16 protein-coding genes are annotated in these 24,349 nt (G+C 70.8%); 10 read left to right on the top strand and 6 right to left on the bottom strand.

Annotated features, from left to right (window positions below; all coding sequences use genetic code 11):
- Positions 1–227 precede the first annotated feature (227 nt).
- Positions 228–1,721 carry an arabinofuranosidase catalytic domain-containing protein gene (locus TR46_RS22370; RefSeq protein WP_042404142.1) on the top strand — a complete coding sequence of 498 codons (1,494 nt, stop codon included), beginning with the start codon at positions 228–230 and terminating at the stop codon, positions 1,719–1,721.
- A gap of 72 nt (positions 1,722–1,793) precedes the next feature.
- On the opposite strand, the gene TR46_RS22365 is transcribed toward TR46_RS22370, so the two are convergent.
- Positions 1,794–2,672 carry a LysR family transcriptional regulator gene (locus tag TR46_RS22365; protein WP_042404138.1) on the bottom strand — a complete coding sequence of 293 codons (879 nt, stop codon included), beginning with the start codon at positions 2,670–2,672 and terminating at the stop codon, positions 1,794–1,796.
- Positions 2,673–2,822: 150 nt separating this feature from the next.
- On the opposite strand from TR46_RS22365, the gene TR46_RS22360 reads away from it, so the two are divergent.
- Positions 2,823–3,683 (top strand): aldo/keto reductase, encoded by an 861-nt coding sequence (locus tag TR46_RS22360; RefSeq protein WP_042404134.1) that lies wholly within the window; start codon positions 2,823–2,825, stop codon positions 3,681–3,683.
- An 88-nt stretch (positions 3,684–3,771) separates the two neighbouring features.
- On the opposite strand, the gene TR46_RS22355 is transcribed toward TR46_RS22360, so the two are convergent.
- The gene (locus tag TR46_RS22355) at positions 3,772–4,443 is read right to left on the bottom strand and encodes an enoyl-CoA hydratase-related protein (protein ID WP_042404130.1); all 672 of its coding nucleotides are present in this window, start codon (positions 4,441–4,443) and stop codon (positions 3,772–3,774) included.
- Between the two features lie 182 nt (positions 4,444–4,625).
- On the opposite strand from TR46_RS22355, the gene TR46_RS22350 reads away from it, so the two are divergent.
- The gene (locus TR46_RS22350) at positions 4,626–5,492 is read left to right on the top strand and encodes an Fpg/Nei family DNA glycosylase (RefSeq protein WP_042404127.1); all 867 of its coding nucleotides are present in this window, start codon (positions 4,626–4,628) and stop codon (positions 5,490–5,492) included.
- Positions 5,493–5,499: 7 nt separating this feature from the next.
- Here TR46_RS22350 and TR46_RS22345 read toward each other — a convergent pair whose 3' ends face one another.
- Positions 5,500–6,678 (bottom strand): methyltransferase, encoded by a 1,179-nt coding sequence (locus tag TR46_RS22345; protein ID WP_042404124.1) that lies wholly within the window; start codon positions 6,676–6,678, stop codon positions 5,500–5,502.
- A gap of 146 nt (positions 6,679–6,824) precedes the next feature.
- Between TR46_RS22345 and TR46_RS22340 the strand changes: the two genes are divergently transcribed.
- The gene (locus TR46_RS22340; RefSeq protein ID WP_052433005.1) at positions 6,825–7,196 is read left to right on the top strand and encodes a hypothetical protein; all 372 of its coding nucleotides are present in this window, start codon (positions 6,825–6,827) and stop codon (positions 7,194–7,196) included.
- 72 nt (positions 7,197–7,268) lie between these two features.
- Here TR46_RS22340 and TR46_RS22335 read toward each other — a convergent pair whose 3' ends face one another.
- Positions 7,269–8,390, bottom strand: coding sequence for a tetratricopeptide repeat protein (locus tag TR46_RS22335; RefSeq protein WP_042404121.1), 1,122 nt, complete (start codon positions 8,388–8,390; stop codon positions 7,269–7,271).
- A 128-nt stretch (positions 8,391–8,518) separates the two neighbouring features.
- Here TR46_RS22335 and TR46_RS22330 point away from each other — a divergent pair, with 128 nt between their 5' ends.
- Positions 8,519–9,328, top strand: coding sequence for an MBL fold metallo-hydrolase (locus TR46_RS22330; protein WP_042404118.1), 810 nt, complete (start codon positions 8,519–8,521; stop codon positions 9,326–9,328).
- 157 nt (positions 9,329–9,485) lie between these two features.
- Here the strand turns inward: TR46_RS22330 and TR46_RS22325 are convergent, their stop codons facing one another.
- Positions 9,486–10,724 carry a cytochrome P450 gene (locus TR46_RS22325; protein WP_042404115.1) on the bottom strand — a complete coding sequence of 413 codons (1,239 nt, stop codon included), beginning with the start codon at positions 10,722–10,724 and terminating at the stop codon, positions 9,486–9,488.
- A 181-nt stretch (positions 10,725–10,905) separates the two neighbouring features.
- Here TR46_RS22325 and TR46_RS22320 point away from each other — a divergent pair, with 181 nt between their 5' ends.
- The 4 genes from TR46_RS22320 (at position 10,906) to TR46_RS22305 (ending at position 17,228) form a co-directional block, all read left to right on the top strand.
- The gene (locus TR46_RS22320; RefSeq protein ID WP_042404111.1) at positions 10,906–11,535 is read left to right on the top strand and encodes an acetate uptake transporter; all 630 of its coding nucleotides are present in this window, start codon (positions 10,906–10,908) and stop codon (positions 11,533–11,535) included.
- A gap of 265 nt (positions 11,536–11,800) precedes the next feature.
- Positions 11,801–13,567 (top strand): MFS transporter, encoded by a 1,767-nt coding sequence (locus tag TR46_RS22315; RefSeq protein WP_042404109.1) that lies wholly within the window; start codon positions 11,801–11,803, stop codon positions 13,565–13,567.
- Positions 13,568–13,662: 95 nt separating this feature from the next.
- A complete protein-coding gene (locus TR46_RS22310; RefSeq protein WP_042404108.1) occupies positions 13,663–14,967 on the top strand; it encodes a bifunctional glycosyltransferase family 2/GtrA family protein in 1,305 nt (434 codons plus the stop codon).
- Positions 14,964–17,228: a glycosyltransferase family 39 protein gene (locus tag TR46_RS22305; RefSeq protein ID WP_052433004.1), complete on the top strand. Its 2,265-nt coding sequence runs from the start codon at positions 14,964–14,966 to the stop codon at positions 17,226–17,228. Before TR46_RS22310 ends, TR46_RS22305 begins: the two co-directional genes overlap by 4 nt.
- 85 nt (positions 17,229–17,313) lie before the next feature.
- Here the strand turns inward: TR46_RS22305 and pulA are convergent, their stop codons facing one another.
- Positions 17,314–22,863 carry a pullulanase-type alpha-1,6-glucosidase gene (pulA, locus tag TR46_RS22300; protein ID WP_236655436.1) on the bottom strand — a complete coding sequence of 1,850 codons (5,550 nt, stop codon included), beginning with the start codon at positions 22,861–22,863 and terminating at the stop codon, positions 17,314–17,316.
- A 384-nt stretch (positions 22,864–23,247) separates the two neighbouring features.
- Here pulA and TR46_RS39730 point away from each other — a divergent pair, with 384 nt between their 5' ends.
- Entirely contained in the window at positions 23,248–24,327 is a 1,080-nt protein-coding gene (locus tag TR46_RS39730) for a phosphatase PAP2 family protein (protein WP_084718828.1), read from the top strand.
- The last annotated feature ends 22 nt before the right edge of the window (positions 24,328–24,349 follow it).

The following is a 24,349-nucleotide window of genomic DNA, read 5'->3' as shown; positions in this document are numbered from 1 at the left end:
CACCTTGACGCAATCATGCACCGGACCCATAGTGATGGCCATCGCGCCGCCTGCCATGCGCACTACATCCCGCTGAGCTGACCACCCATGCCCACGGGAAGAATTGTTAACGCTAACATGCCCGGTCGCCCCCAGGTGATCCGGCTCGTCGGCGCGGCTCCATCCCCCACCCACCCCCACCCTGCACGGCCCACCGGAACGGAGAGTGGTCCACCTTGGACGTTCGGATGCGACTTCGACACCTGAGGAGAGCGCTGCTGTCAGCGGGCGCCGCCACGGCGATCCTGCTCGCCATGCTCGTCGGCGCAGTCAGCACGGCCGGGACGGCGCAGGCCGCGACGTCACTGCCGTGCGACATCTACGCCGCCGCGAGCACCCCGTGCGTCGCCGCGCACAGCACCGTGCGGGCGCTGTTCGCGTCGTACAGCGGCTCGCTCTACCAGGTGAAGCGGGCCTCGGACTCCACCACCCTCAACATCGGCACCCTCGCCGCCGGCGGCTACGCCAACGCCGCGGCCCAGGACACCTTCTGCTCCGGCGCCACCTGCACCATCACCGAGATCTACGACCAGACCTCGAAGCACAACAACCTCACCGTCGAGGGGGCCGGAGGCAACGGCGGCGCGGACGTCGGCGCCATCGCCAACGCGCTGCCGGTGACCGTCGGCGGGCACTCGGTGTACGGGGTCTTCGTGTCGGCCGGGGTCGGCTACCGCGACAACAGCACCAGCGGCGTCCCCACCGGCAGCACCGCCCAGGGCGCCTACATGGTGACCAGCGGCACCCACGTCAACGCGCGGTGCTGCTTCGACTACGGCAACGCCGAGACCTCCAGTGACGACACCGGCAACGGCCACATGGACGCCATCAACTTCGGCACCGAGTGCTGGTTCTCGCCCTGCAGCGGCTCCGGCCCCTGGGTCCAGGCCGACCTGGAGAACGGCCTCTTCGCCGGGGGCAACGGCTCCGACACCGCCAACAAGGGCAACTCCAGCGCCTTCGTCACCGCCCTGCTGAAGAACAACGGCACCACCACCTACGCCATCAAGGGCGGCAACGCCCAGTCCGGATCACTCACCACCTGGTACAACGGCGCACTGCCCAACACCGGCGGGTACACGCCGATGAGCCAGGAGGGCGCCATCGTCCTCGGCACCGGCGGCGACGACAGCAACGGGTCCGACGGCTCCTTCTTCGAAGGCGTGATGACCTCCGGCTACCCGACCGACGCGGCCGACAACGCGGTCCAGGCCAACATCGTCTCGGTCGGCTACACCAGCCCGACCGCGAGCTTCCCGGTCGCCGGGACCGCCTACCGGCTGACCAACACCAACAGCGGCAAGGTCCTCGACGCCGTCAACTGCGGTACCGCCAACGGTACTTCGATCGACCAGTGGGCGTCGCTGGGCAACACCTGCCAGCAGTGGAAGTTCACCAGCCTCGGCAGCAACCGCTACACCATCACCAACGTCAACAGCGGCACGACCCTGGACTCGGTCAACTGCGGGTCGTCCAACGGGACATCGATCGACCTCTGGGCCTCGCTCGGCAACCTCTGCCAGGAGTGGAACGTCACCGCGGTCGGCAGCCACTACACCATCTCCAACGTCGGCAACGGCATGGTCCTGGACGTGACCAACTGCGGGACCGCCAACGGCGTCGTGGTCCGGCAGTGGCAGCAGCTGGACAACGGCTGCCAGCAGTGGAACATCGCCCCCTGACCGGCCCGCACCGGTAGCCCGCTCGCACACCCCCACCCACCCCCACCCCCACAGGCGCCCGCTGAGCCGGTCTCAGCGGGCGCCGCGGCCGTGCCGGATCTCCCGCAGCAGCGCCGCCGCGGCGGGGCTGACCGGGTCGCCGGTGACGCTTACGGTCTGCCACGACGGCAGTCGGCCGGACAGCGCGACAAAGCGCACCTGGTCGGTCTTGGCGGCGAAGGACTGCGGCACCAGGGCCACCCCCAGGCCGAAGGCGACCAGGTCCAGCAGCGAGTGCACATCGGTCACTTCGAGCGCCACCCGGCGGGCCACCCCGGCCGCGCCGAGCACCTGGTCCACCAGGTCCCGGGTGCCCCAGTCCTGATGGAAGTCGACGAACTGCTCCTGCGGCAGCTCGGTCAGCCCGACCTCGGTACGCGCGGCCAGCCGATGGCCCGGGCCGCAGGCCAGTACCAGCGGCTCGTCGGCCAGCGGCTCCACCAGCACCCCATCGGTGCTCCCGGCCGGACGGGAGACGAAGGCCAGGTCCAGCCGGCCGGAGCGGACCTCCTCGGTCAGCTCGTTGGATCCGCCCTGCCGCAGCCGGATCTCCAGCCCCGGGTAGGCGGCGCTGAACCTGGCCAGCACGGCCGGCAGGTGGACCACGTGCAGGCACTGCAGCGAGCCCACGGTGAGGCTGCCGCGGAGCAGCCCCTGCACGGCGGCGACCGCGTCCTTGGCGGCATGGGTGGCCGAGAGGGCCCGCCTGGCCTCGACCAGCAGGGCCTGTCCGGCCGGGGTCACCTCGACCGAGCGCGTGCTGCGGAGGAACAGGGCGGCGCCCAACTCCCGTTCCAGCGTGCGGATCGAGGCCGAGAGTCCGGACTGCGCCACCTGCAGGCGCTTGGCCGCCCGGGTGAAGTGGCGCTCCTCGGCGACGGCCACGAAGTACTCGAGCTGCCGCAGTTCCATGATTCATCACCCGCAGTGCTCAAAGGGATCATCAGCCTCTGTTGGACAGCTTAATGGCAGAGGAGCAGGCTGTTGCAGACAGTCGGAAAGAACGTTTCAGAGCTCAGATCGGCTCAGATCGGCTCAGCTCAGATCCCAGGAGGATCCTCCATGCAGGCTCGCAGCATCGGTGACGTCCAGGTCGGCGCGATCGGCCTCGGCGGGATGCCGATGTCGATCGAGGGAAGGCCCGACGAGGAGCGTTCGGTGGCGACGATCCACGCCGCCCTGGACGCCGGCGTCACGCTGATCGACACCGCCGACGCGTACCACCTCACCGCCACCGACGTCGGCCACAACGAGGTCCTGATCGCCCGCGCGGTGGCCGGTTACGGCGGCGACACCTCTGCCGTGCTGATCGCGACCAAGGGCGGCCACCTGCGCCCCGGCGACGGCTCGTGGACCCAGAACGGCGACCCGGAGTACCTGAAGCAGGCCTGTGACGCCTCGCTCAAGCGCCTCGGCGTCGAGGCGATCGGCCTCTACCAGTTCCACCGCCCGGACCCGAAGGTCCCCTACGCGGACTCGGTGGGCGCGATCCGCGATCTGCTGGACGCCGGGAAGATCCGGTACGCCGGGATCTCCAATGCGAATCCGGAGCAGATCCGGCAGGCCAATGAGATCCTCGGCGGACGCCTGGTCAGCGTGCAGAACCAGTTCTCGCCGGCCTTCCGCTCCAGCGAGCCGGAACTGGAGCTGTGCGCGGAGCTGGGCATCGCCTTCCTGCCCTGGAGCCCGCTCGGCGGCATCTCCAACGCGGGGCAGCTGGGCTCGCGCTTCGACGTCTTCCAGCAGGTCGGCCAGGCGCACGGGGTGAGCCCGCAGCAGGTCTGCCTGGCCTGGATGCTCGCCAAGGCGCCGGTGGTGATCCCGATCCCGGGGTCCTCGCGCCCCGAGACCATCCGCGACTCGGTGGCGGCGGCGGACCTGCAGCTCTCCAGCGAGGAGCTGGCCCGCCTCGACGCAGCCTGAGCATCGGTGAACCGGCCGGTGTCCGGCGCCCCCGCTGAGGCGGGCGCCGGACACCGGCAACCAGTGCAGTTGCCCACCGCCCGCCCGCTCAGCCGAGCGTGAGGTCCTTCTCCCCCAGCGCGTCCAGGACGCCGGCGTACATCCGGGCCTTGATCGTCCCCACCGTCGGGCCGGCCTTGGCCGCGTGCGGGGCGGCCAGCTCGATCGCGGCGGCACGCACGGCGCCCTCGTCCGCCGTGCGGTCGACCAGACCGGCGGCCAGCGCGTCATGGCCGCCGTAGCGGCGGGCGGTGACCATGGCCTCGTGCGCGGTCCGCGGGCTCAGCCGGGACTGGATGAGCGCCGACATCCCCACGCTGAACGGGATGTTGATCTCGGCCTCGGGCAGGCTCCAGAAACCGCGGTCGGCCCGCATCACCCGGAAGTCGTGCGCCAGCGAGAGCATGGCGCCCGCCGCGAAGGTGTGCCCCTGCAGCGCCGCCACGGTGACCATCGGCAGCGACAGCACCCGCGCGAACAGCTCCTGCACCCCGGCGACGTACTCCCCCGCCTGGTCGCCGTGGGCGAACAGCCAGTCCAGGTCCAGCCCGTTGGAGAAGAACTTCCCGCTCGCGGCCGTCACCAGGGCCTTCGGCCCCTCGGCCTGCTCCACCTGGTCCAGCAGCGAGTTGACCGCCGCGAGCCAGTCCGGGTGGAAGCGGTTCTCGGTGTCGCCTATGTCGAGCACGAAGACGTCGTCCTGGCGGTCCAGCGTGGGCATGGGCTGTTCCTTCTCTCGCTCTGGCTCTGGCAGTCGCACCGGCTGCTACCGGCCAGTAACAATAGTACCGACAGCAGCACCGCCGTCAGCCGTTTTGCGCCTCTCTCCGCTGCCGTCCGCTGCCGTCCGCCGTTGCCGTCCGCGCGAAGCACCGGATGTGCCGGCTGGGGCAGACTTGTCGTATGCCCGAACTGCCGGAGGTCGAGTCCCTAGCCCGATTCCTGGCCGAGCACCTGGCCGGCCGCACCGTGGAGCGGGTGCATCCACTCGCCGTGTCGGCGCTGAAGACCTACGACCCGCCGCCGGACGCGCTGGCGGGCCGGGTGTTCGCGGGGGCGACCCGGCACGGGAAGTTCCTCGACCTGGACGCCGACGGGCTGCATCTGGTGATCCATCTGGCCCGGGCCGGCTGGCTGCGCTGGAAGGAGGGGCTGCCGGAGCTGCCGCCCAAGCCCGGCAAGGGACCGCTGGCCCTGCGGGTCCGCCTGGCCGGGCCGGACGGTGCCGGCTTCGACGTGACCGAGGCCGGCACCCGGAAGCGGCTCGCGGTGTACCTGGTCGGCGACCCGCAGCAGGTACCGGGGATCCAGCGGCTGGGTCCGGACCCGCTGGCACCGGACTTCACCCCGGGGGCCTTCGCCGCGCTGTTGAAGGACGAGCGCCGCCAGATCAAGGGCGTGCTGCGGGACCAGGCCGTGATCGCGGGCATCGGCAACGCCTACTCGGACGAGATCCTGCACGCCGCCCGGATGTCCCCGTTCAAGCCCGCCGCGAACCTCTCCGAGGAAGAGGCGGGGCTGCTGCACGCCACCGTCGTCAGCACGCTCGTCGAAGCCGTCGAAAGGGCCCGGGGACTCCCGCTCAAGGACCTCAAGGCCGAGAAGAGGAGCGGCCTGCAGGTGCACGGGCGCACCGGGGAGACCTGCCCGGTCTGCGGGGACACCGTCCGCGAGGTGTCCTTCAGCGACTGGTCGACGCAGTACTGCCCGACCTGCCAGACCGGCGGCAGGATCCTCGCCGACCGCCGGATGTCGCGGCTGCTGAAGTGACCCGGCACTACTTCTTGATCGCGCTCAGGACGACGAACTTGGGATTGCTCGCCACAGTCGTGCAGTTGCCGAAGAGTCGGCGCAGCATGACGTGGTAGCCGAGGTGCCGGTTGCCCACGACCCTGAGTTCGCCGCCGGGGCGGAGCGTCGCGCGGGCGCCGGCGAACATCCGGCGGGCGATGGCGTCGGTGGTGGCCTGGTGCGAGTGGAACGGCGGGTTGTTGAGCACCAGGTCGACCGAGCCCGGCGGCAGGCCGGACAGGCCGTCGCCGATGAGGAACTCGGCCTGCGCGTCCGGGTGCGGGCCGTTCGCCGCGAAGGTGGCCTGCGCGGAGGCGATCGCCTGGTGGGACTCGTCCGCGAAGACGACCTCCGCCTCCGTCCCGGGCCCGGCGAGCGCGGCGACCGCCGTGCCGACGACGCCGTTGCCGCAACCGAGGTCCACGGCCCGGGTCGGTCCTGAGAGCTGCGGGAGGTGCTGCAGCAGCAGCCGGGTGCCGATGTCGAGGCGTTCCGCCGAGAACACGCCCGCGTGGTTGGTGACGGACAGTCCGCCGGCGACGTCCCCGGGCAGCTCGTAGCTGTGCGGCCAGGGGCTGGGGCCGGGCTTCAGCGCCGGGTCCGGGGTGCAGTGGATCAGTCGGGCCTTGCGGACGGCGAGGGAGGTTCGGGTCGGGCCGATGATCCGCTCGAAGAGCTTGAGCGTCGAGGTGTGGATCTCGGTGGTCATCCCGGTGCCGATGACGACGGTGCCCGCGTGGACGGCCGGCGCGAGCCGGTGCAACTGGTCCTCCAGCAGCGCGAGGCTCTTGGGGACGCGGACCAGCAGCACGTCGATCCTGGCCGGCGGCTCGTCCTGGGTGGACAGCAGCCGGACGGCGCCCGGGTCGATGCCGTTGCGGGCCAGGCTCGCCCTGGTCGCCTGCTGCGCCAGGTAGGAGTCGCTGACCTGCACCGGCCGGTGCCCGGCCAGGGCGACGGCGAGCGCCCCCCACCGGTCGCCGACCACCACCACCTCCCCGGAGAGGTCGACCGGCTCCGCGGGCGTCCCGTCCAGGGCCGCACTCCCGTCGAGCTGCCGCAGCAGGTACTCGTCGGAGGCGTCCCAGGCCCGAAGCGTGTCACGCGGGTCCGCCGGAAAACGGGCGAGGTCGTACGAGCCGTGTGCGGCGATCAGTCGATTCATCGTCCCCCCAACCTAGCTCCTGCCCGCCGTCAGCGGGATTTGCGTCACGGTGTGGTTTCGGCGGCGGATCTGAGGCGACGTCGGTAGCTGGGATCAGCTAGCGTCTGCGCGTTCCTTATCTCGTCTTTACCTCTCGGGGGATCCCTGTGAATCTCGACTTCAGCGCGCAGCCGCTGTTCTCCTGGTACGTCGTGCTGCTCGCCGTCAGCGGCGTCGCGATGATCGCCCTGGCTGCGGTCAGGTCCGGCAGCACCGGCATGCGGGTCTTCAACGCCCTGGTCGGCGTCGCGTTCCTCGGCTACGCGATCTACCTCGCCTTCATCTTCGAGGGCGGCACGTACTTCATCATGTTCAAGGCGTTCATCCTGCCGGTGCTGCTGATCGCCAACGGAATCAAGTCGATCGCGGCCCGCCGCCAGGCGACGGAGGCCGCGATGCGGGCGCAGCAGGCGCAGGCTCAGCAGGCCCAGGCCGCCGCGCAGGCCGCCCAGGCTGCGCCGGTGGCGTCGCAGGGCTGATTCGGCCAGGTGCTACAGCAAGCGGACCGGTGCGGGTTCCCCGCACCGGTCCGCTGCCGTCGTGCCGAACGGTCAGCCGTTGCCGGCCAGGGTGCGCAGTTGGGCTGCCTCGGCGGGGGCGGCGCCCAGGGCGTCGGCGGTCGCGTAGAGGTCCGGGATGTCCTTCTGCCGGCCCCACTGGCGCAGGAACTCCGCGTAGGCGAGCAGCGCCTGCAGGTCGCCGGCCTCGATGCCGCTGCGGTAGCAGTCCTCCGCCGTGCGGCGGTCCTTGCGGTCCTCGTAGATCAGGGCCAGGTTGAGCCAGGCGTTGGACTCGCCCTCAGCGGCCGCCGCCTCGTACTCCTTGACCGCCTCGTCCATCCGGCCCTGCTCGGCCAGGAAGATGGCGTAGTCGAAGTGCGCACCGTACTCGTCCTGCTGAAGCGCCGTCAGGAACTCGCCCTCGGCGGAGGACTTCTCGTCCGCGGTGCCGTGCTCGGCGCAGAAGTTGGCCCAGGCCAGCTGGGCGCCCTCGATCTCCTCGTCCAGCGCCGCGGCGAGGTGCGCGCGGGCCTGGTCGAAGCGGCCGAGCTGCTGCTCGGCCTCGGCCATCGGCACCAGCACCGAGCGCACCCCGGCGTCCAGGCCGCGGCCCAGCCACTCCAGCGCCTGCTCGGCGCGGTCGGCCTCCAGGTGCATCCGGCCCAGGTTCCCCAGCGCCATCGGGTCGCCGTGCTCGACCGCCAGCGTCAGCACCTCCTCGGCCTCGACCAGCCGGTCCTGGTCGTCGCTGAGGAAGACGCCGAAGTCGTTGAGCGCCCCGGGCTCCTCCGCCGCGATGGCCTTGCGGTACCACTCCTCGGCGCGCTCGCGCTCCCCCAACTCGTCCGCGTACACCGCGGCCGTCCACAGGGTGACCTCGCGGCCGGCGTCGTGGGCCAGGGTGAGCGCCTCCAGCGCCTCCTCCGGCTCCTCGATCTCGATGAGCAGCGCGGCGAGCGCCTCGTAGGCCCCGGAGACACCGTTCTCGGCGGTGCCCCGCAGCACCTCCAGGGAGGCCTCGACGTCGCCCCACTCCTCGACCAGGTCGAGCAGCTTGTCGGCGGTCTCGTCGTGCCGGCTCTCCCATGCCCTCGCGTACAACTCCAGTGCGGCGGCGTGGCGGCCCTGGGCCGCTTCCTGGTCCGCGCGCTGCACGAGAACCTCTTCGGGCATGGTGGCTTCCTTCCTCGGATCCGACGTGGTCCAGTATCGCCGTCCCCGGGGGCCGCCCGCCCACCAGCCCGGACGCGCGTCGCGCAAACCGCGTGCGCGGGGCCGCCGGGGGCTGGCATGATCACCGCATGCCGGACTCCACCTGGCGCGAGGTCGCCGACCGCGTCTTCCAGCGCCGCTACGACCCCTACGACGTCACGGTAGCCGTCATCGCCGGCGCCGACGGGCTGGCGGTGGTGGACACCCGCACCGACCTGGCCGAGGCCGCGGAGCTGCGCGAGCACCTGCGGCAGCTCTCCCCCGCGCCGGTGCGCTGGGTCGTCAACACCCATGTCCACTTCGACCACGTCGGCGGCAACGCCGAGTTCGTCGCGCCGCGGCAGCTGCCGCCCGCCGAGCTGTGGGGCCACCGCGCGATGGCCGCCGCGCTCCGCGCCGGGGAGACCGACCCGGACTGGACCCGGGCAGGGTACGAACTGCCGCCCCGGGTGGTCCCGGAGCGGCTGGTGGACCGCAGCAGCAGCCTGGACCTGGGCGACCGCACCGTCGAGCTGTTCCACCCCGGCCGCGGCCACACCGACGGCGACCTGGTCGTGCTGGTCCCCGACGCGGATGTACTGCTGGCCGGGGACCTGGTCGAGGAGTCGGGGCCGCCCGCGCTCGGCCCGGACAGCCACCCGCTCGACTGGGCCGGCACCCTGGACACCCTGCTGACCCGGACCACCCCGGACACGGTCGTCGTCCCCGGCCACGGGGCGCCGGTGGGTGCGGCGTTCGTCCGGGCCCAGCGCGATGCGCTCGGCCTGCTGGCCGAGCGCATCTCCGCGTTGCACCGCGGTGGGGTACCCCTTGAGGCCGCGTTGGCGGAGGGTGGGTGGCCGTACCCGGCAAGCGGGTTGGCTGACGCCGTCGCCCGTGGGTACGCGGCGCTGGGGTAAGGCAGGGGTCTTCGGCTGCGGACCGTAGACGGCTGGTCGCGCAGTTCCCCGCGCCCCTAGGTAGATGCAACTTGCCCACAGCGATTCAGTTGCACCCACATAGGGGCGCGGGGAACTGCGCGACCGGCCAGGCACAAGCCGCAGCCAGGGTCGGACCTCAGCCGAGAACTACCGGCAGGCTCGCGTACCCGCGCAGCAGCAGCCGGTCCTGCCGTACCGGCTCCGCACCCTTGGCCGCGTCGATCGCGGGGTAGCGCCGCAGCAGCGCGGCGAAGGCGGTCCTGGCCTCCAGGCGGGCCAGCATCGCGCCCAGGCAGTAGTGCATCCCGGCGCCGAAGCTCAGCGGCTGGTTGTCGGCCCGCCAGGGGTCGAAGCGGTCCGGGTCGTGGAAGCGGGCCGGATCGCGGTTGGCGGCGCCCAGCATCAGGATGACCTCGCCGTGCTGGGGCAGCGGCACGCCGTCGACGTCCAGGCCGCGGAAGAGCGCGACCCTGGAGGTGAGCTGGACCGGGGAGTCGAAGCGCAGCACCTCCTCGACGAAGTCGCCGACCGGAAGCGCCTGCCGGATCAGGGCGGCACGGACCGCGGGGTGCTCGAAGAGCAGCGCCAGGCCGTTTCCCAGCAGGTTGGTGGTCGTCTCGAAGCCCGCGACCAGCAGCAGCACCAGGTTGCCGAGCAGTTCGGCCGCGTCCAGCCGGGCGTCCTCGGCGTCGACCAACTGGACCAGGGCGGTGACCAGGTCGTCCCCTGGCGCGGCGCGGCGCAGCTCGGCCAGGGTCGCGAAGTAGCCGCGCAGCTCGCGGGCGGCGGCGTCCGCCGCCGTCAGGTCGGTCTCGCTGCTCATGAACTCGAACACCTGGGTGAGGTCGTGGACCAGCGACCGGAACGGGCCGCGGTCGTCCTCGGGCACGCCCAGCAGCTCGCAGATCACGCTGACCGGCAGTTGGTAGGCGAACTCCTCGATGAAGTCGACGCCCCGGCCGTCACCGGCGTCCAAGCCGGCGCTCAGCCCGCCGATCCGGTCCAGCAGCCGCTCCACGATCCCGGCCACGACCGGCTCCAGCGCGGCGACGCGCCGGGGCGTGAAGACGGACGCGACGGGCGCGCGCATCCGGGTGTGCAACGGTGGATTGCTCTGCAGCATGGAGCGGCCCAGCAGCTCCAGCGAGTCCGGCATCGGCACGTCGCCGAAGCGGGACCGGCGCAGGTCGTTGTCGTCGACGCCGAAGGCCGGATTGCGCAGCACCCGGTTGACGGAGTCGTAACCGCAGGCCAGCACCCATCCCTCGGCCACCGGCGACACCGGTCCCAGCCCGTGCGCGAGCGTGTACAGCGGATAGGGGTCGTTCCGTCCGTCCCTGTGGGCCAGTCGGCCGATGATCTCTGCGGCGTCCATCCCCGGACCCTCCCCGGTGTTGCCCGTCCCTGCTCCCGGACGGAGAACTCCGGGTGAAGCGGGAGCGTTCCCATTGTTCGCATACATGACAACTCTTATCCCGTTCCTACCTGGTGCTCAAGCTGTTGAGCCGCCACATAATGGATGGTGTCAGCTTCTTTGTCGGAAGGGGCACATCGTCATGTCCGAAGTCGATCCGCAGTCAGGACGGGCAACTCCGCCTCCCGCAACCGCATCCGCGATCGCCGACCCCGCCCCACTGGGCCTGGCCGGGTTCGCCATGACCACCGTCGTACTCAGCGTCTTCAACGCCGGACTCCTCGACAAGTCCGTCGAGGCCGTGGTGCTGCCACTCGCCCTGGTCTACGGCGGCCTCGCCCAGCTCCTCGCCGGCATGTGGGAGTTCCGCAGGGGCAACACCTTCGGCGCAACGGCCTTCAGCTCGTTCGGGGCGTTCTGGCTGGCGTACTACTTCCTGGTCAAGGAGGTCGTGCCGGTCACCGCCACCTCATCCGAACTGCACAACGCCACCGGGCTGTTCCTGCTGGTCTGGGGCATCTTCACGCTCTACATGACCGTCGCCGCACTACGGGTGAACCACGCGGTGCTCGCCGTGTTCGTCTTCCTGACCATCACCTTCGTGGTGCTGGCGATCGGCGACTTCGCAAAGAACACCGACATCACCAAGGCCGGCGGATGGCTGGGCCTGGTGACCGGTGTGATCGCCTGGTACACCTCCTTCGCCGGGGTGGTCAGCACCACCTTCAACCGCCAGGTGCTGCCGGTAACGGTGCCCAGGAAGCAGATCTGACGCCTCACCAGCAACTCCGGAAGGCACTCCGCACGTCACCCCGCACGTCGCTCCGAGAGGAATGACGAAGGCGGCCCCGCTCCCCGGGGCCGCCTTCGCCGCAACTGGTGCATGCACGCATCTGGTCCGTACCGACCAGTCGGTACTACCCTCCGTTCACGCCCTCGCCGCTGAGGCGCGTGCCCTTGTGGGCGTGCGCCCCGACGCGACCGCGCGCCGTCCCGTCCGTCCGCATCCCGTACGCACCGGTGCCCCGAGGAGCAGCATGACCACCACCCCCTCCACCGCAGACGCGCCCGTCTCCGGACCGGCTCCCACCCCTGTCGCCCGGCTGTGGCAGCGCGACCTGGCCCACTACCCCGACACCGGCCGCCGCTACGCCTATCTCGCCATCGTGGTGCTGACCACGATCGTTCTGTACTACTCCCTGTACATCCAGTACGCGGTGGCGACCTCGATCATCAACCACTTCCACATGACCTACCGCTACTTCATCTGGGTCTCCGTGGTCGGCAACCTCGTCGGCGCCTTCGCCTCGCTGATCGCGGGTCTGGCCGACCGCTGGGGCCGGGCCAACATGGTGGTGTACGGGCTGCTGGTCACCGGGCTGCTGGTGCTGTTCGGGCTGCCGAACGCCTCCGGTCAGCTCTCCTATCTGATCCTGTTCGCCCTGGTCGGCTTCGTCGAAGGCATCGTGCTGGTGGCGACACCGGCCCTGATAAGGGACTTCTCCCCTCAGCTGGGCCGCGCCACGGCGATGGGCTACTGGACCATGGGCCCGGTGCTGGGCAGCCTGGTGGTCACCACGGTCACCAGCAACACCCTGAACTCCTCCAGCTGGCAGGACGAGCTGCGCTATGCCGGCATCGCCACGCTGATCGTCTTCCTGGTGTCGCTGGTCGCGCTGCGCGAGCTGTCGCCGCGGCTGCGCGACCAGATCATGGTGAGCCTGCGCGACCGGGCCCTGATCGAGGCCCGCGCCAAGGGGATGGACCTCGGCGAGGTGCAGTCGCGCAGCCACTGGCGCCGGATGATGCGCCTGGACGTGGTCGGCTCGGCCGTCGCCATCAGCATCTTCCTGTTGCTGTACTTCGCCGCCGTCGGCAACTTCGTGGTCTTCTTCTCCACCGTCTTCGGCTACTCCGAGCAGCGGGTGAACGCGCTGGCCAACTGGTACTGGGCAGCGAACGCCATCGCCCTGGTGGTGGCCGGACTGGCCTCCGACCGGCTGAAGGTACGCAAACCGTTCATGCTGGTGGGCGCCGTCGGCTCGATCGTGGTGACGCTGCTCTTCGCCCTCAGCGCGACCCACGCCAAGACGGGGTACTACACCTTCGCCTGGATGTTCGTCGGCATCGGCGTGCTCGGCGGCCTCACCTACGCGCCGTGGATGGCGAGCTTCACCGAGACCGTGGAGAAGCACAACCCGGCCGCGACCGCGACCGGCCTGGCGGTCTGGGGCTGGATCATCCGGATCGTGGTCGCGGTGTCCACCGCGTTCATCCCTGTGGTGGTGACCTCGGCGACCCCGCTGGTGGAGCACGGCGCCGCGGTGGCGACCGCGGAGGCGCAGGCCGGTCCCGCGCTGGCCATCGTGAATGCCCATCCGCAGCTGTTCGCCGAGCTGTCGAAGTACCCCCCGACGGCGATCCCGCCGGCCCTGCAGGCCCAGGCGGTGCAGCAGGTCGGCCTGCCCGGGCTGCAGACGGTGCAGAAGGCCCAGCCCCAGCTCGCGGTGCTGCAGCAGTACGGGACCACGGTGCAGAAGGCCGCCAAGGACAACCCGGGCAACTGGCGCACCTGGTGGTTCGTCTGCCTGGCCGGACAGGTGCTGTTCCTGCCCTTCCTGTTCGTGATGGCGGGGCGCTGGAGTCCCAGGAAGGCGCGCGAGGACGCCGAGGAGCACCAGCGGCTGGTCGACCTGGAACTGGCGGCGATGGCCGGCGCGGGCACCCCGGGCGGTTCGGCCGGCGGCCCTGGCGGGGGTTCCGGTGAGGGAGAGACCGGCTCCGGCGGCGGATCGGCTGAGTGAACTCCTCATCATCGGGCCGTGACCGGCCGGTGATCTGAAGGCCGATCTCAACACCGGCTCAGCGGTCTCTCACACCCGGCCGCGACGGTTGCCCCATGTCCGCAACCGTCGCAGCACCCTCGACACCGGCCCAGCGGGTCGCGGCACGGCCACTGCCGCGCCGCGACCCACTGCCCGCCGAGCTGGAAACACCCATGCTCGACGTCGTGGTCCCCGTGTACAACGAGGAACGCGACCTCGCCCCCAGCGTGCACCGGCTGCACGCCTACCTCGACCAGGCGTTCCCGTACGGCTTCCGGATCACCGTCGCGGACAACGCCAGCACCGACTCGACCCCGGCGGTGGCCGCGCGGCTCGCCCGCGAGCTGCCCGCCGTCTGCGTCCGCACGCTGCCGCTCAAGGGCCGGGGCCGGGCCCTGAACAGCGTCTGGGCCTCGTCCGACGCGCCAGTGCTCGCCTACATGGACGTCGACCTCTCCACCGACCTCAGCGCACTGCTGCCGCTGGTCGCCCCACTGATCTCGGGCCACTCCGACGTCGCCATCGGCTCCCGGCTGGCCCGCGGCTCACAGGTGGTGCGCGGGCCCAAGCGCGAGTTCATCTCCCGTGCCTACAACCAGATCCTGCGGCGGACCCTGTCGGTGCGCTTCAGTGACGCCCAGTGCGGGTTCAAGGCGATCCGCGCGGACGTGGCCGAGCGGCTGCTGCCGATGGTGGAGGACACCGGCTGGTTCTTCGACACCGAACTGCTGGTGCTCGCCGAGCGCGCCGGGCTCCGGATCCACGAGGTGCCGGTCGACTGGGTCGACGACCCCGACAGCAGCGTGGACATCGTGGCCACCGCCACCGCCGACCTCAAGGGCTGCTGGCGGGTCGGCCGCGGTCTGGCCACCGGCTCCATCTCGCTCGCCGAACTGCGCCGGCCCGAGCCCGAGCAGCCGGAACTCCCGGGTGTCCCGCACGGGCTGGGCGGGCAGCTGCTGCGCTTCGGTGTGATCGGCGCCGCCAGCACCCTGCTGTACCTGGTGCTGTTCGGCCTGGCCGGAACCCTGATGGGTGCTCAACCCGCCAACTTCACCGCACTGTTGCTCAGCGCGATCGCCAACACCGCGGCCAACCGGCGGCACACCTTCGGCGTCAGCGGCGCCGGCGCGGGCCGGCACCAGGCCCAGGGCCTGGTGGTCTTCCTGCTGAGCCTGGTGCTCACCAGCGGCTCGCTCGCACTGCTGCACGCCCTCTCCCCCGACCCGGGCCACGCGACGGAGCTGGCCGTACTCGTGGCGGCGAACCTCGCCGCCACCCTGGTGCGCTTCGTCCTGCTGCGCACCTGGGTCTTCCGCAAGCACAGCGCCGACAGCAGCAGCGAGCACAGCAACAGCGAGCAGAGGAACTCCGCATGACCGTCCACGCACCCGAGACGACAGCACCGCTCCCGGAGCAGCCGCCCGTACCCCGGTCCCACAGCCGGACCACCCCGGAACCGCTCTTCCCGGCCTGGGATCCGCCGCCGCCCCAACCCCGGCTGCCGCTGGGCGAACGGGTCCGCACCCTGCCCGGCCGGGTCTGGCGCGGTCGGGCCGAGGACGCCCGCTGGGTGCGCCCGGCGCTGCTCGGACTGCTGCTGGCCACCGCCGTGCTCTACCTGTGGAACCTCAGCTCCTCCGGCTACGCCAACTCCTTCTACTCGGCGGCGGCGCAGGCCGGGTCGAAGAACTGGGAGGCGTTCTTCTTCGGCTCCTCGGACGCGGGCAACTCCATCACCGTCGACAAACCGCCCGCGGCGCTATGGGTGATGGGCCTGTCGGTGCGGGTCTTCGGTCTGAGCTCCTGGTCGATCCTGGTCCCGCAGGCGCTGATGGGCGTGGCCACTGTCGGCACCGTCTACGCGGCGGTGCGCCGCCGCTTCAGCGCCATGGCCGGGCTGGTCGCCGGCGCGGTACTGGCGCTGACCCCGGTCGCCGTGCTGATGTTCCGCTTCAACAACCCGGACGCGCTGCTGGCGCTGCTGCTCACGGTCGCCACCTACGCGATGCTGCGGGCCCACGAGGACGGCCGTACCCGCTGGCTGGTACTGACCGGCGCGCTGATCGGCTTCGCCTTCCTGACCAAGACCCTGCAGGCCTTCCTGGTACTGCCGGCCTTCGCCGGCGTCTACCTGGCCTTCGGCCCGCACAAGCTGCTCAGGCGGATCGGCCAACTGGGCTGGGGCACCCTGGCGATGCTGCTGGCCGGCGGCTGGTGGGTCGCGATCGTGCAGCTGGTGCCCGCGGCGAACCGCCCCTACATCGGCGGCTCCACCGACAACTCGTTCCTGTCACTGACGTTCGGCTACAACGGCTTCGGCCGGCTGACGGGCAATGAGACCGGCAGCGTGGGCGGCACCGGCGGCTCCACCGGCCAGTGGGGCGCGACCGGCATCACCCGACTGTTCGGCTCCGAGATCGGCGGCCAGATCTCCTGGCTGATCCCGGCGGCGCTGATCCTGCTGGCGCTCGGCGTCTGGGCCACCCGCAGGGCCGCGCGCGCGGACACCGCGCGGGCCGCGTTCCTGCTCTGGGGCGGCTCGTTCCTCTTCACCGCCCTCACCTTCAGCTATATGAGCGGCATCTTCCACGCCTACTACACCGTGGCGCTGGCCCCCTCCATCGCCGCCCTGGTCGGCATGGGCGCCGAGGCCGTCCGGCGCGGACGCAGGCGTCCGGGCACGGCCTCGGTCGGCGCGGCGGCCATCGCGGTCTCGGCGATCTGGGCCTTCGTGCTGCTGAACCGCAGCGCGGACTTCGTCCCCGCGGTGCGCTGGCTGGTGCTGGTGCTGGGGCTGGCAGCGGCGGCGCTGTTCCTGGGGAACGCCTTCGTACCGGCCGCGGTAGGCATCAAGCGGCTGATGGTGGCCGCCGGGCTGGCCGCGCTGATCTCGATCACCGCAGGTCAGGCCGCGTACGCGGCGGACACCGTGTCCACCGGTCATACCGGTTCCATCCCGTCGGCCGGACCGGCCACCGGGATGGGCGGCATGGGCGGCGGAATGCCCGGCGGCGGCAAGACCGGCGGTTTCGGCGGCGGCGGTACGGGTGGCGGCGGAACGCCCCCGACCGGCACCGGCGGTGGGACCGGTACCGGCACCGGCGCTCCGGGCGGCAGTACCTCGCGGGCGGCCGGCATGCCCGGCGGCAGTACCGGTGGCAGCAGCACCGTCCCCGGCGGCACCGGTACGAGGACCGGCACCGCACCGTCCGGCACGGAACGCGGCTCGATGGGCGGGGGCGGGGGCGGGGGCGGTCTGATCAACGGAACCACCGTCGGCTCCGCGATGACGGCCCTGCTGGAGAAGAACGCCTCCGACTACACCTGGGCCGCCGCGACCGTCGGCTCCCAGAACGCCGCCAGCTACCAACTGGCCACCCAGGACCCGGTGATGGCGATCGGCGGCTTCAACGGGACCGACAACTCGCCGACCCTGGCCCAGTTCGAGCAGTACGCCAAGGAAGGGAAGATCCACTACTTCATCGCCGCCTCCACCGGCGGTCAGGGCGGCAGCGGCGCCACGACCGACGCCGCCTCCCAGATCACCGCCTGGGTGAAGGCCCACTACAAGGCCACCACCGTGGACGGCACCACCGTCTACGACCTGACCCCGGCGACGACCTCCAGCAGCATCTGAGCCGCGCACCGCACCTGACGGAGCCCGGCCCCGGATCAATGGCGATCCGGGGCCGGGCTTCTGACGCGCGGTCACTGCATGACCGCTACTGCTGGACGAAGACCGCCACGGTCCTCGCGGGGATGGTGAAGGTGCCCGTGGCGGGGTCGAAGGCGGACGTCCTGACCACGGCGTCCGAACCGTCGGCCTGGGCCGGGTGGAGCTGCTGGGCGGTGCCGGCCAGGGTGCTGAGGGTCTGCTTCTGGGTGGTCGGGGTCGCGTTGAAGACGACCGTGACGGACGTGTAGGTGTGCAGGCCGCTGCCGTCGAGGTGGAGCGTGATCACACCCGGGGTCTCCCCCGGGGTGCCCGACAGCGGGTAGCTGAGCCGCTGCTGCACCTCGGCCGCGGTGGTCAGCGAGAACAGCGGGGTGGACTTCTTGATCTGCAGGAACTGCTGGTACTGGGCGGACGCCGACTGCTCGGCCGCACAGCCCGGGACCAGGTCCGTCCGCGCCAGCAGCGGCTGGGCGAAGGTCCAGGAGGCCTGGTTGGAGGCCGCGAGCGGCAGGCCGTGGCCGAAGCCGTTGCCCTGGCCGCAGTTCCAGTGGATCGCGTTGAACCAGTCGCCGCTGTCGTAGGAGTTGGCGTCCAGCGACTTGGAGCGGAGCAGGTCGCTGCCGGCGACGGCGAAGCCGGGGCCCTGGGACAGGGCGGTGGTGGCCAGCGCCAGCGACTGCATCCGGGCCCGGTCCGCCATCGAGGTCCCGGCCGGCAGCTTGTAGGTCAGCGCGTCGTAGAGGTCCAGGTTGTCGTGGGCGTCCACATAGGTGACGGCCTCGCCCGGGGCGTCGGTGTATCCGGTCGGCGAGCCGTTGTAGTCGACCTCCGAGCCCTTGACCGTCCTTCCGCCGCTGTCGGTGAAGGAGTACGAGGCCAGGTCGCCGGTCAGGCCGACCTTGAGCTGGTCCATGGCGTGCAGCAGGTTCGCCTTCTGCTGGGCGGCCGTGCCGTTGGCGGCAGCTCCGTTGGGATCGGTGTAGAGGCCGGAGGCGAAGCCCTGGATCCGCGGGTCGGTGTCGAACGGGCCGCCGCCGCGGACCGCGTCGCGCTGGCGGTCGTTGAAGGTGGCGATGCCGGTGCCGGCCATATTGGCCTGGGTGGCCTGGACGAAGCGGGCGTCGTTGGCGACGACGCCGAAGTTCCAGCCCTCGCCGTAGAGGAACTCGGAGCGGCCGGTCTTCTTGAGCGAGGACCGGACGTCCAGCATGGTCTGCTTGGGGTCCAGGCCCATCAGGTCGAACCGGAAGCCGTCGACGTGGTACTCGTCGGCCCAGGTCCTGGTGGAGTCCACGACCAGCTTGTTCATCATGGTGTGCTCGGGCGCGGTGTCCGCGCAGCAGCTGTCGGTGGTCACCGCGCCGGTCGCGGAGAGCCGCTGGTAGTAGCCGGGGACGATCCGGTCCAGCACCGAGGTCGCGGCCTCGCCGGAGGCGGCGGTGTGGTTGTAGACCACGTCCATGACCACCCGCAGCCCGATCCTGTGCAGTGCGGCGACCATCTGCCGGAACTGCACGGTGCGGGCGGTGCCGTCGGCGTCGGTGGCGTAGGAGCCCTCGGGGACGGTGAAGTGGTAGGGATCGTAACCCCAGTTGTAGTCGTCGGTGGCGGCGCTCGCGCTGACGCAGGCCTGCTGCGACTGCGAGTCGGGGGCGTAGGAGGCCAGGTCGCAGGCCGGGGTGGACTGCTCGGACTTGCTCTCGGGGACGGAGGAGAAGTCGAAGGTGGGCAGCAGGTGGACGGTGGTGACCCCGGACCTGGCGAGGGCGGCGAGGTGCTTCATGCCGTCCGAGTTCAGGTCGTTGAAGGCCAGGTAGGTGCCGCGGTCGGCGGCCGGGACAGTGGTGTCGGCCGAGGAGAAGTCGCTGACGTGCAGCTCCTGGATCTCCTGCTGGGTGGAGGTCAGCGCCTTGGGCGAGGTGTCACCGGACCAGCCGGACGGGGCCGTTGACGAGTCGTCGAGGTCCACGATCTCGCTCCGCTCGGAATCCGCGGAGAGGGCCAGCGAGTAGGGGTCGGTGACCTGGTTGGTCACGATCTTCTGCACGCTGGGGGCCCAGACCTTGACCTGGTAGAGGTAGTACTTGCCCTTCCACGAAGCGGGTCCGGTCGCCGACCAGATGCCGGTGCGGTCGTCGCGTCGCATGGCGACGGTGCGGCCGGTGGCGGCGCTGGGGCTGTCGTAGAGCTCCAGGCTGACCGACTGGGCGGTGGGGGCCCAGACCGAGAGCTTGGCCGAGGTGTGCGTGACGACCGGGCCGAGGGTGGCGTCGACCGCCTTGGTCGCGTAGACCGCGTCCAGCACGCCGGGGATCTGCACCCCGGTGGCCGCCAGCAGTGCGCCGTTGGCCTCGCGCTCGGTCATGATCAGCTGTCCGCGCAGAGCCGTCGTGATCCGCCCGGTGTCGCGCGGGTCCACGGTGAAGGCGGCATAGCGCTTCAGCTCGGGGTGGGCGGCCAGTTGGGCCGCCGTCAGCCCGGTGCTGACCGGCAGCAGCCGGAGCCAGTAGCCCGGATCGGTCAGGTCGCCGTCCTTGACCGCCAGCGCGCCGGTAAGGCATCCGGGGGTGCGGGGGTCGCCCCCCGAGGAGTCGCAGTAGACCATCTCTGCGGACGCGCCTGCCGCCAGGTTCTGGCCGAAGCCCCAGGAGGCGGGGACGGCGACGGTGGTGCCGTCGATCCACTGGGCCTTGGACCGGCTCAGGTCCAGATCCGCGGCGGAGGCCGTGGACTGCGGCAGGATGTAGCCGGGGGTGCTGTCGGTGATCCAGACCTCGCGGCCGTCGACCGCGAAGTTGAGCTCCTGGTTGTCCGGCAGGTCCTTGGTGTCGCCGTTGTGGATGATGTAGTCGAGCACGGTCGCCCCGGAGGCCAGCGGCACGGTGAAGACGTCCCCGAAGGCGTCGGTGCCGGACGGGCTCAGCGGGTTGCTCCAGTCGGTGGGCGTGGCCGCACCGGTCCAGTCGTGCAGGCCCCAGCCGGTGTAGTTCCCGTCGGTGCGGTGGTAGTGGATGACCGCGGTGCCGGCCGGGACGGTCGAGGTCGCGCCGGGGTCGGTGGTGTAGGTGGTGGTGTCGCCGGAGTTCACCCACACCTCGCCGGTCGACGACAGGTCGATCGAGCGGTCGGCGGCACCGTCCTTGGTGCCGTTGTCCTCCACGATGAAGCCGACGTTGGAGGCCCCTGCCTTCAGCTTGACGTAGGCGAAGGCGCCGAAGGCGTCACGGCCGATGAAGGGGTGCCCCGCGGGCCAGGTGGTGCTCTCGCCGTCGGCGATGTCCCCCCAGGCGTAGAGGTTCCAGTTGCTGTAGTCCCCGTCCGCGCGGTGGTAGTGCACCACCGCATAGGTGCGCGAGGTGGCCGTGGGCTTGGCCACCGGCGGGACGGTGCCCACGGTGGTCGACCCGGTGGCGTCGGCGAGACGGCCGGCGCTGTCCTCGACCACGGCCTTGTAGCGGACCGTGGTGCCGTTGGCGACGTTCGCCAGGTTCTCGGTGACCTGGTACGGGGCGTGGTCGGCGGTGCCCAGGGTCTGCCACTTGCCGTCGCCCACAGCGGCGGCGAAGGTCACCCGGTCGAAGCCGGTGCCCGGCACGGTCGCGGCGACGGTGACGGTCCTGGTGGAGCCCGCCGCAGGGGCGGTGAGGGTGACCGAGGGTGCGACGGTCGGCGCGGCAAGTCGCTCGGTCGCCTGGTAGACCACGGCCGACTGGGCCGGCACGGTGATCGCCAGCTTGCTGTCGCCGCCGGTGGTGGCCGCGTCGACGGCGCCGCCGTAGATCGGGTCGAAGGTCATCCCTGCCGAGTAGGTGGGGACGCTGACGCTCTGCGCGGTGGTCGCGTTGTTCACCGCCACCAGGTACTCGACCTGCTGCTTCTCGTCGATCCTGGAGAAGGCGTAGACCCCGGGCCCGTCCGCGGCGTAGCGCTCGACCTGGGCGCCGTTCTCCAGCGCCGGGTTGGCCTTGCGCAGCGCGGCGAGGGTGGAGATGGTCGAGTACAGCGGCGTACTGGTGCTGTAGCGGTCGGCGGAGCCCGAGGTACCGCCGATGACCGTGCCCGTGTTGTAGGACGCGGTCTGCGAGGCGAACATGTCCTGCCGCGCGGCCTTGTCCCCGCCGGAGCCGGTGAAGCCCTGCTCGTCGCCGTAGTAGACGACCGGCTGGCCCCGGGTCAGGAACTGGAGCTGCTGCGCCAGCTGGTCCTTCTTCAGCAGTTGGGCGTTGCTGTCGCCGGGGTTCGCCGACTGGATGAAGTAGCCGACCCGGCCCATGTCGTGGTTGCCGAGGAAGGTCGGCAGCTCATAGGCGTTGGTGTCGGCGGTCGTGTACTTGTAGTCGTTCCCGTACACGGCCGAGAGCGCCTTGGCCGAGCCGCCGTCGGCGGCATAGGTCTGCGCGGCCGACTGGAACGGGAAGTCCAGGGTCGCCTGCAGCTTGCCCTGGGTGACATAGGACGAGGTGGTCGAGGTGTCGCTGTCGTAGACCTCGCCGAACATGAAGAAGTTCTTGTTGCCCCGGGCGGCGGCGTACGCCTTCAGCGTGGGCGCCCACTGCTCCCAGAAGGCCATGTCGACATTCTTGACGGTGTCGATGCGGAAGCCGTCGACACCGGTGTTCCTGACCCAGTCCTCGTAGATCTGCTCCATCCCCTTGACGACCTTGGGGTTCTGGGTGTCGAGATCGTCGAGGCCGGAGAAGTCCCCTTCGGTCCCGGACTCGCCGGTGAAGGTCGAGTTGCCCCGGTTGTGGTAGAGCGTCGGATCGTTCAGCCAGGACGGCGACTTGGCGCTGGAGTTGGCCGGCGAGTTGAAGATCGGGGTGTAGGGGAAGGAGCTGGTGGTGAGCTTGGGGTAGAGCGAGGTGCCGTTCAGCGCGTTGGCGTCGGCCATGGCCGTGGTGTCGACCGGTCGGCCGCCGGCGTCCAGGGTCGGGTAGGCGCCGGTGGAGCGGTAGTCGTAGGTCTTCTCGGCATAGTCGATGACATCGGCGGTGTGATTGGTGATGACGTCGAAGAAGACCTTCATGCCCATCGCATGGGCCTTCTGGATCAGCTCCTTGAGCTGCGCATTGGTGCCGAAGTGCGGGTCGACCTGGGTGAAGTCGGTGATCCAGTAGCCGTGGTAGCCGGCCGAGGCGTTGCTGCCGGTGCCCTGCACCGGCATGTTCTTGAAGATCGGCGCCATCCAGATCGCGGTGGTGCCCAGCTTCTTGATGTAGTCGAGCTTGCCGATCAGGCCCTTGAGGTCGCCGCCGTGGTAGAAGCCCGAGTCGGTGGGGTCCAGGCCGTTGTCCATCCGGCTGCCGGTGATGCCGCCGGTGTCGTTGCCGGTGTCCCCGTTGGCGAAGCGGTCGGGGAGGACGAAGTAGTACTGCTCCCTGGTGAGGTCGTGCCGGTCCGGGGCGGCGGCGAGCGACTTGTCGGAGGGGGCGGCGACCAGGGGCTTCGCCAGGGTGGTGGTGGCGGCGGCGGTCGTGGTGGTGGTCGACGCCGTGGCGGTGGTCGTCGCCGTGGTGGCGGTCAGAGGCTGGGCGGCGGCTGCCGGGAGCGGCGCGACCGCAGCGAACGCCGGTGCGAGCAGCGCGGCTGTCGTCACGAAACTGCCGAGCCTGGATCTGCCGAGCCTGGGTCTGTCGGGCTTGGATCTGATGCGGTGGGACCTGGTGGCCACGCGGGCCCTCCCTTGAGACGGCGTCAGCAATGCCAGGACCGTACTGTCCGCAAGATGTTTCAGCAAGATGCAGAAACGATTTCCATCCAGTCACTTCCGATCACCCTGGTCACGGGCGTGCGCTTCGCCCCCAGTAACGCGCCCCTGCCACGCCGGGGATAGGATCGCGTGCGTGTTCGGAGCCGCCGTCCGACTCGTGTGGGTGCGACTCCGCTGAACTGCAGTAGGACTTCAGAGGGATATCGGCGAGCGAATCCCCAACCAGAGGGTGATCGGGTCCCGGGAGGCCGCATGGCAGACTACTGCCCCATGGGGGAACCTGAGCGGGACCAGCAGGGCGGCGCACGCGCCGCCACAGCGGTGCGTCCGTCCGGTTCCGTCGCCCCCGACGGAACCACGGACACTGCCGGAGCAGAGAGCCGCGCGAAGCGTGCCTGGCAGTGGGGCTGGCATCCGCTGCGCGGTCACTTCCGCTCCCCCGGCCACCCCAGACTCTGGTTCGAACTGCTGCTGATCGGCATCAGCTACTGGGTCTACTCACTGGTGCGCAACGCCGTTCCGGAGATGCAGAACCGGGCCGAGCGCAACGCCCACGACGTCTGGCACCTGGAGCAGACGCTGGGCTTCGCCTGGGAGAAGTCGATCAACCATGCCTTCGACTCGGTGGGCTGGCTGATCACCGGGATGAACTACTACTACGCCACGCTGCACTTCATCATGACCATCGGCGTGCTGGTGTGGCTGTTCCGCACCCAGCCGGGACGTTACGCGGCAGCGCGGTTCGCCCTGTTCGTGACCACCGCGATCGCCCTGTTCGGGTACTACTTCTACCCGCTGGCACCGCCCCGGCTGATGGACGGCGGCGGGTTCGTCGACACCGTCGCCAAGCACCACACCTGGGGCTCGATGGCCTCCGGCGACATGGCCACGGTGTCCAACCAGTTCGCCGCGATGCCGTCCATGCACATCGGCTGGTCGCTCTGGTGCGGGCTGACCCTCGCCTTCCTGGCGCGCAGGCGCTGGGTGCGCGTGGTCGCGCTGCTGTACCCGCTGGCCACCCTGCTTGTCATCGTGGCCAGCGCCAACCACTTCTTCATGGACGCGGTGGCCGGGGCCACCTGCACCGGCATAGGGCTGGTGAGCTCGCGGCTGGTGTACCGGCGCTGGGTGTTCGCCTTCCCACGCAGCAACGCCGAGCCGACCACGCTGACCGGCACCGCGCCGGCGAAGGGCGAGGGCGACGAGGACACCGCCGCCGTGGCCGTGGCGGCCACGGCGGGTGACGCCCGCACCGACGCCCGCACCGACGGCCGCACCGGCACCCACTCCGACGGCGACGCCGAAACGGACCAGGACACCGAACGGGCGCCGGTCGCCGCCAACCGCTGAGAGCGGTCGGCCCACCCCGTCC

Source organism: Streptacidiphilus carbonis, assembly GCF_000787775.1.
GTDB lineage: Bacteria > Actinomycetota > Actinomycetes > Streptomycetales > Streptomycetaceae > Streptacidiphilus > Streptacidiphilus carbonis.
The sequence above is the reverse complement of the archived record's forward strand: the minus strand, read 5'-3'. Positions and strand labels throughout refer to the sequence as shown.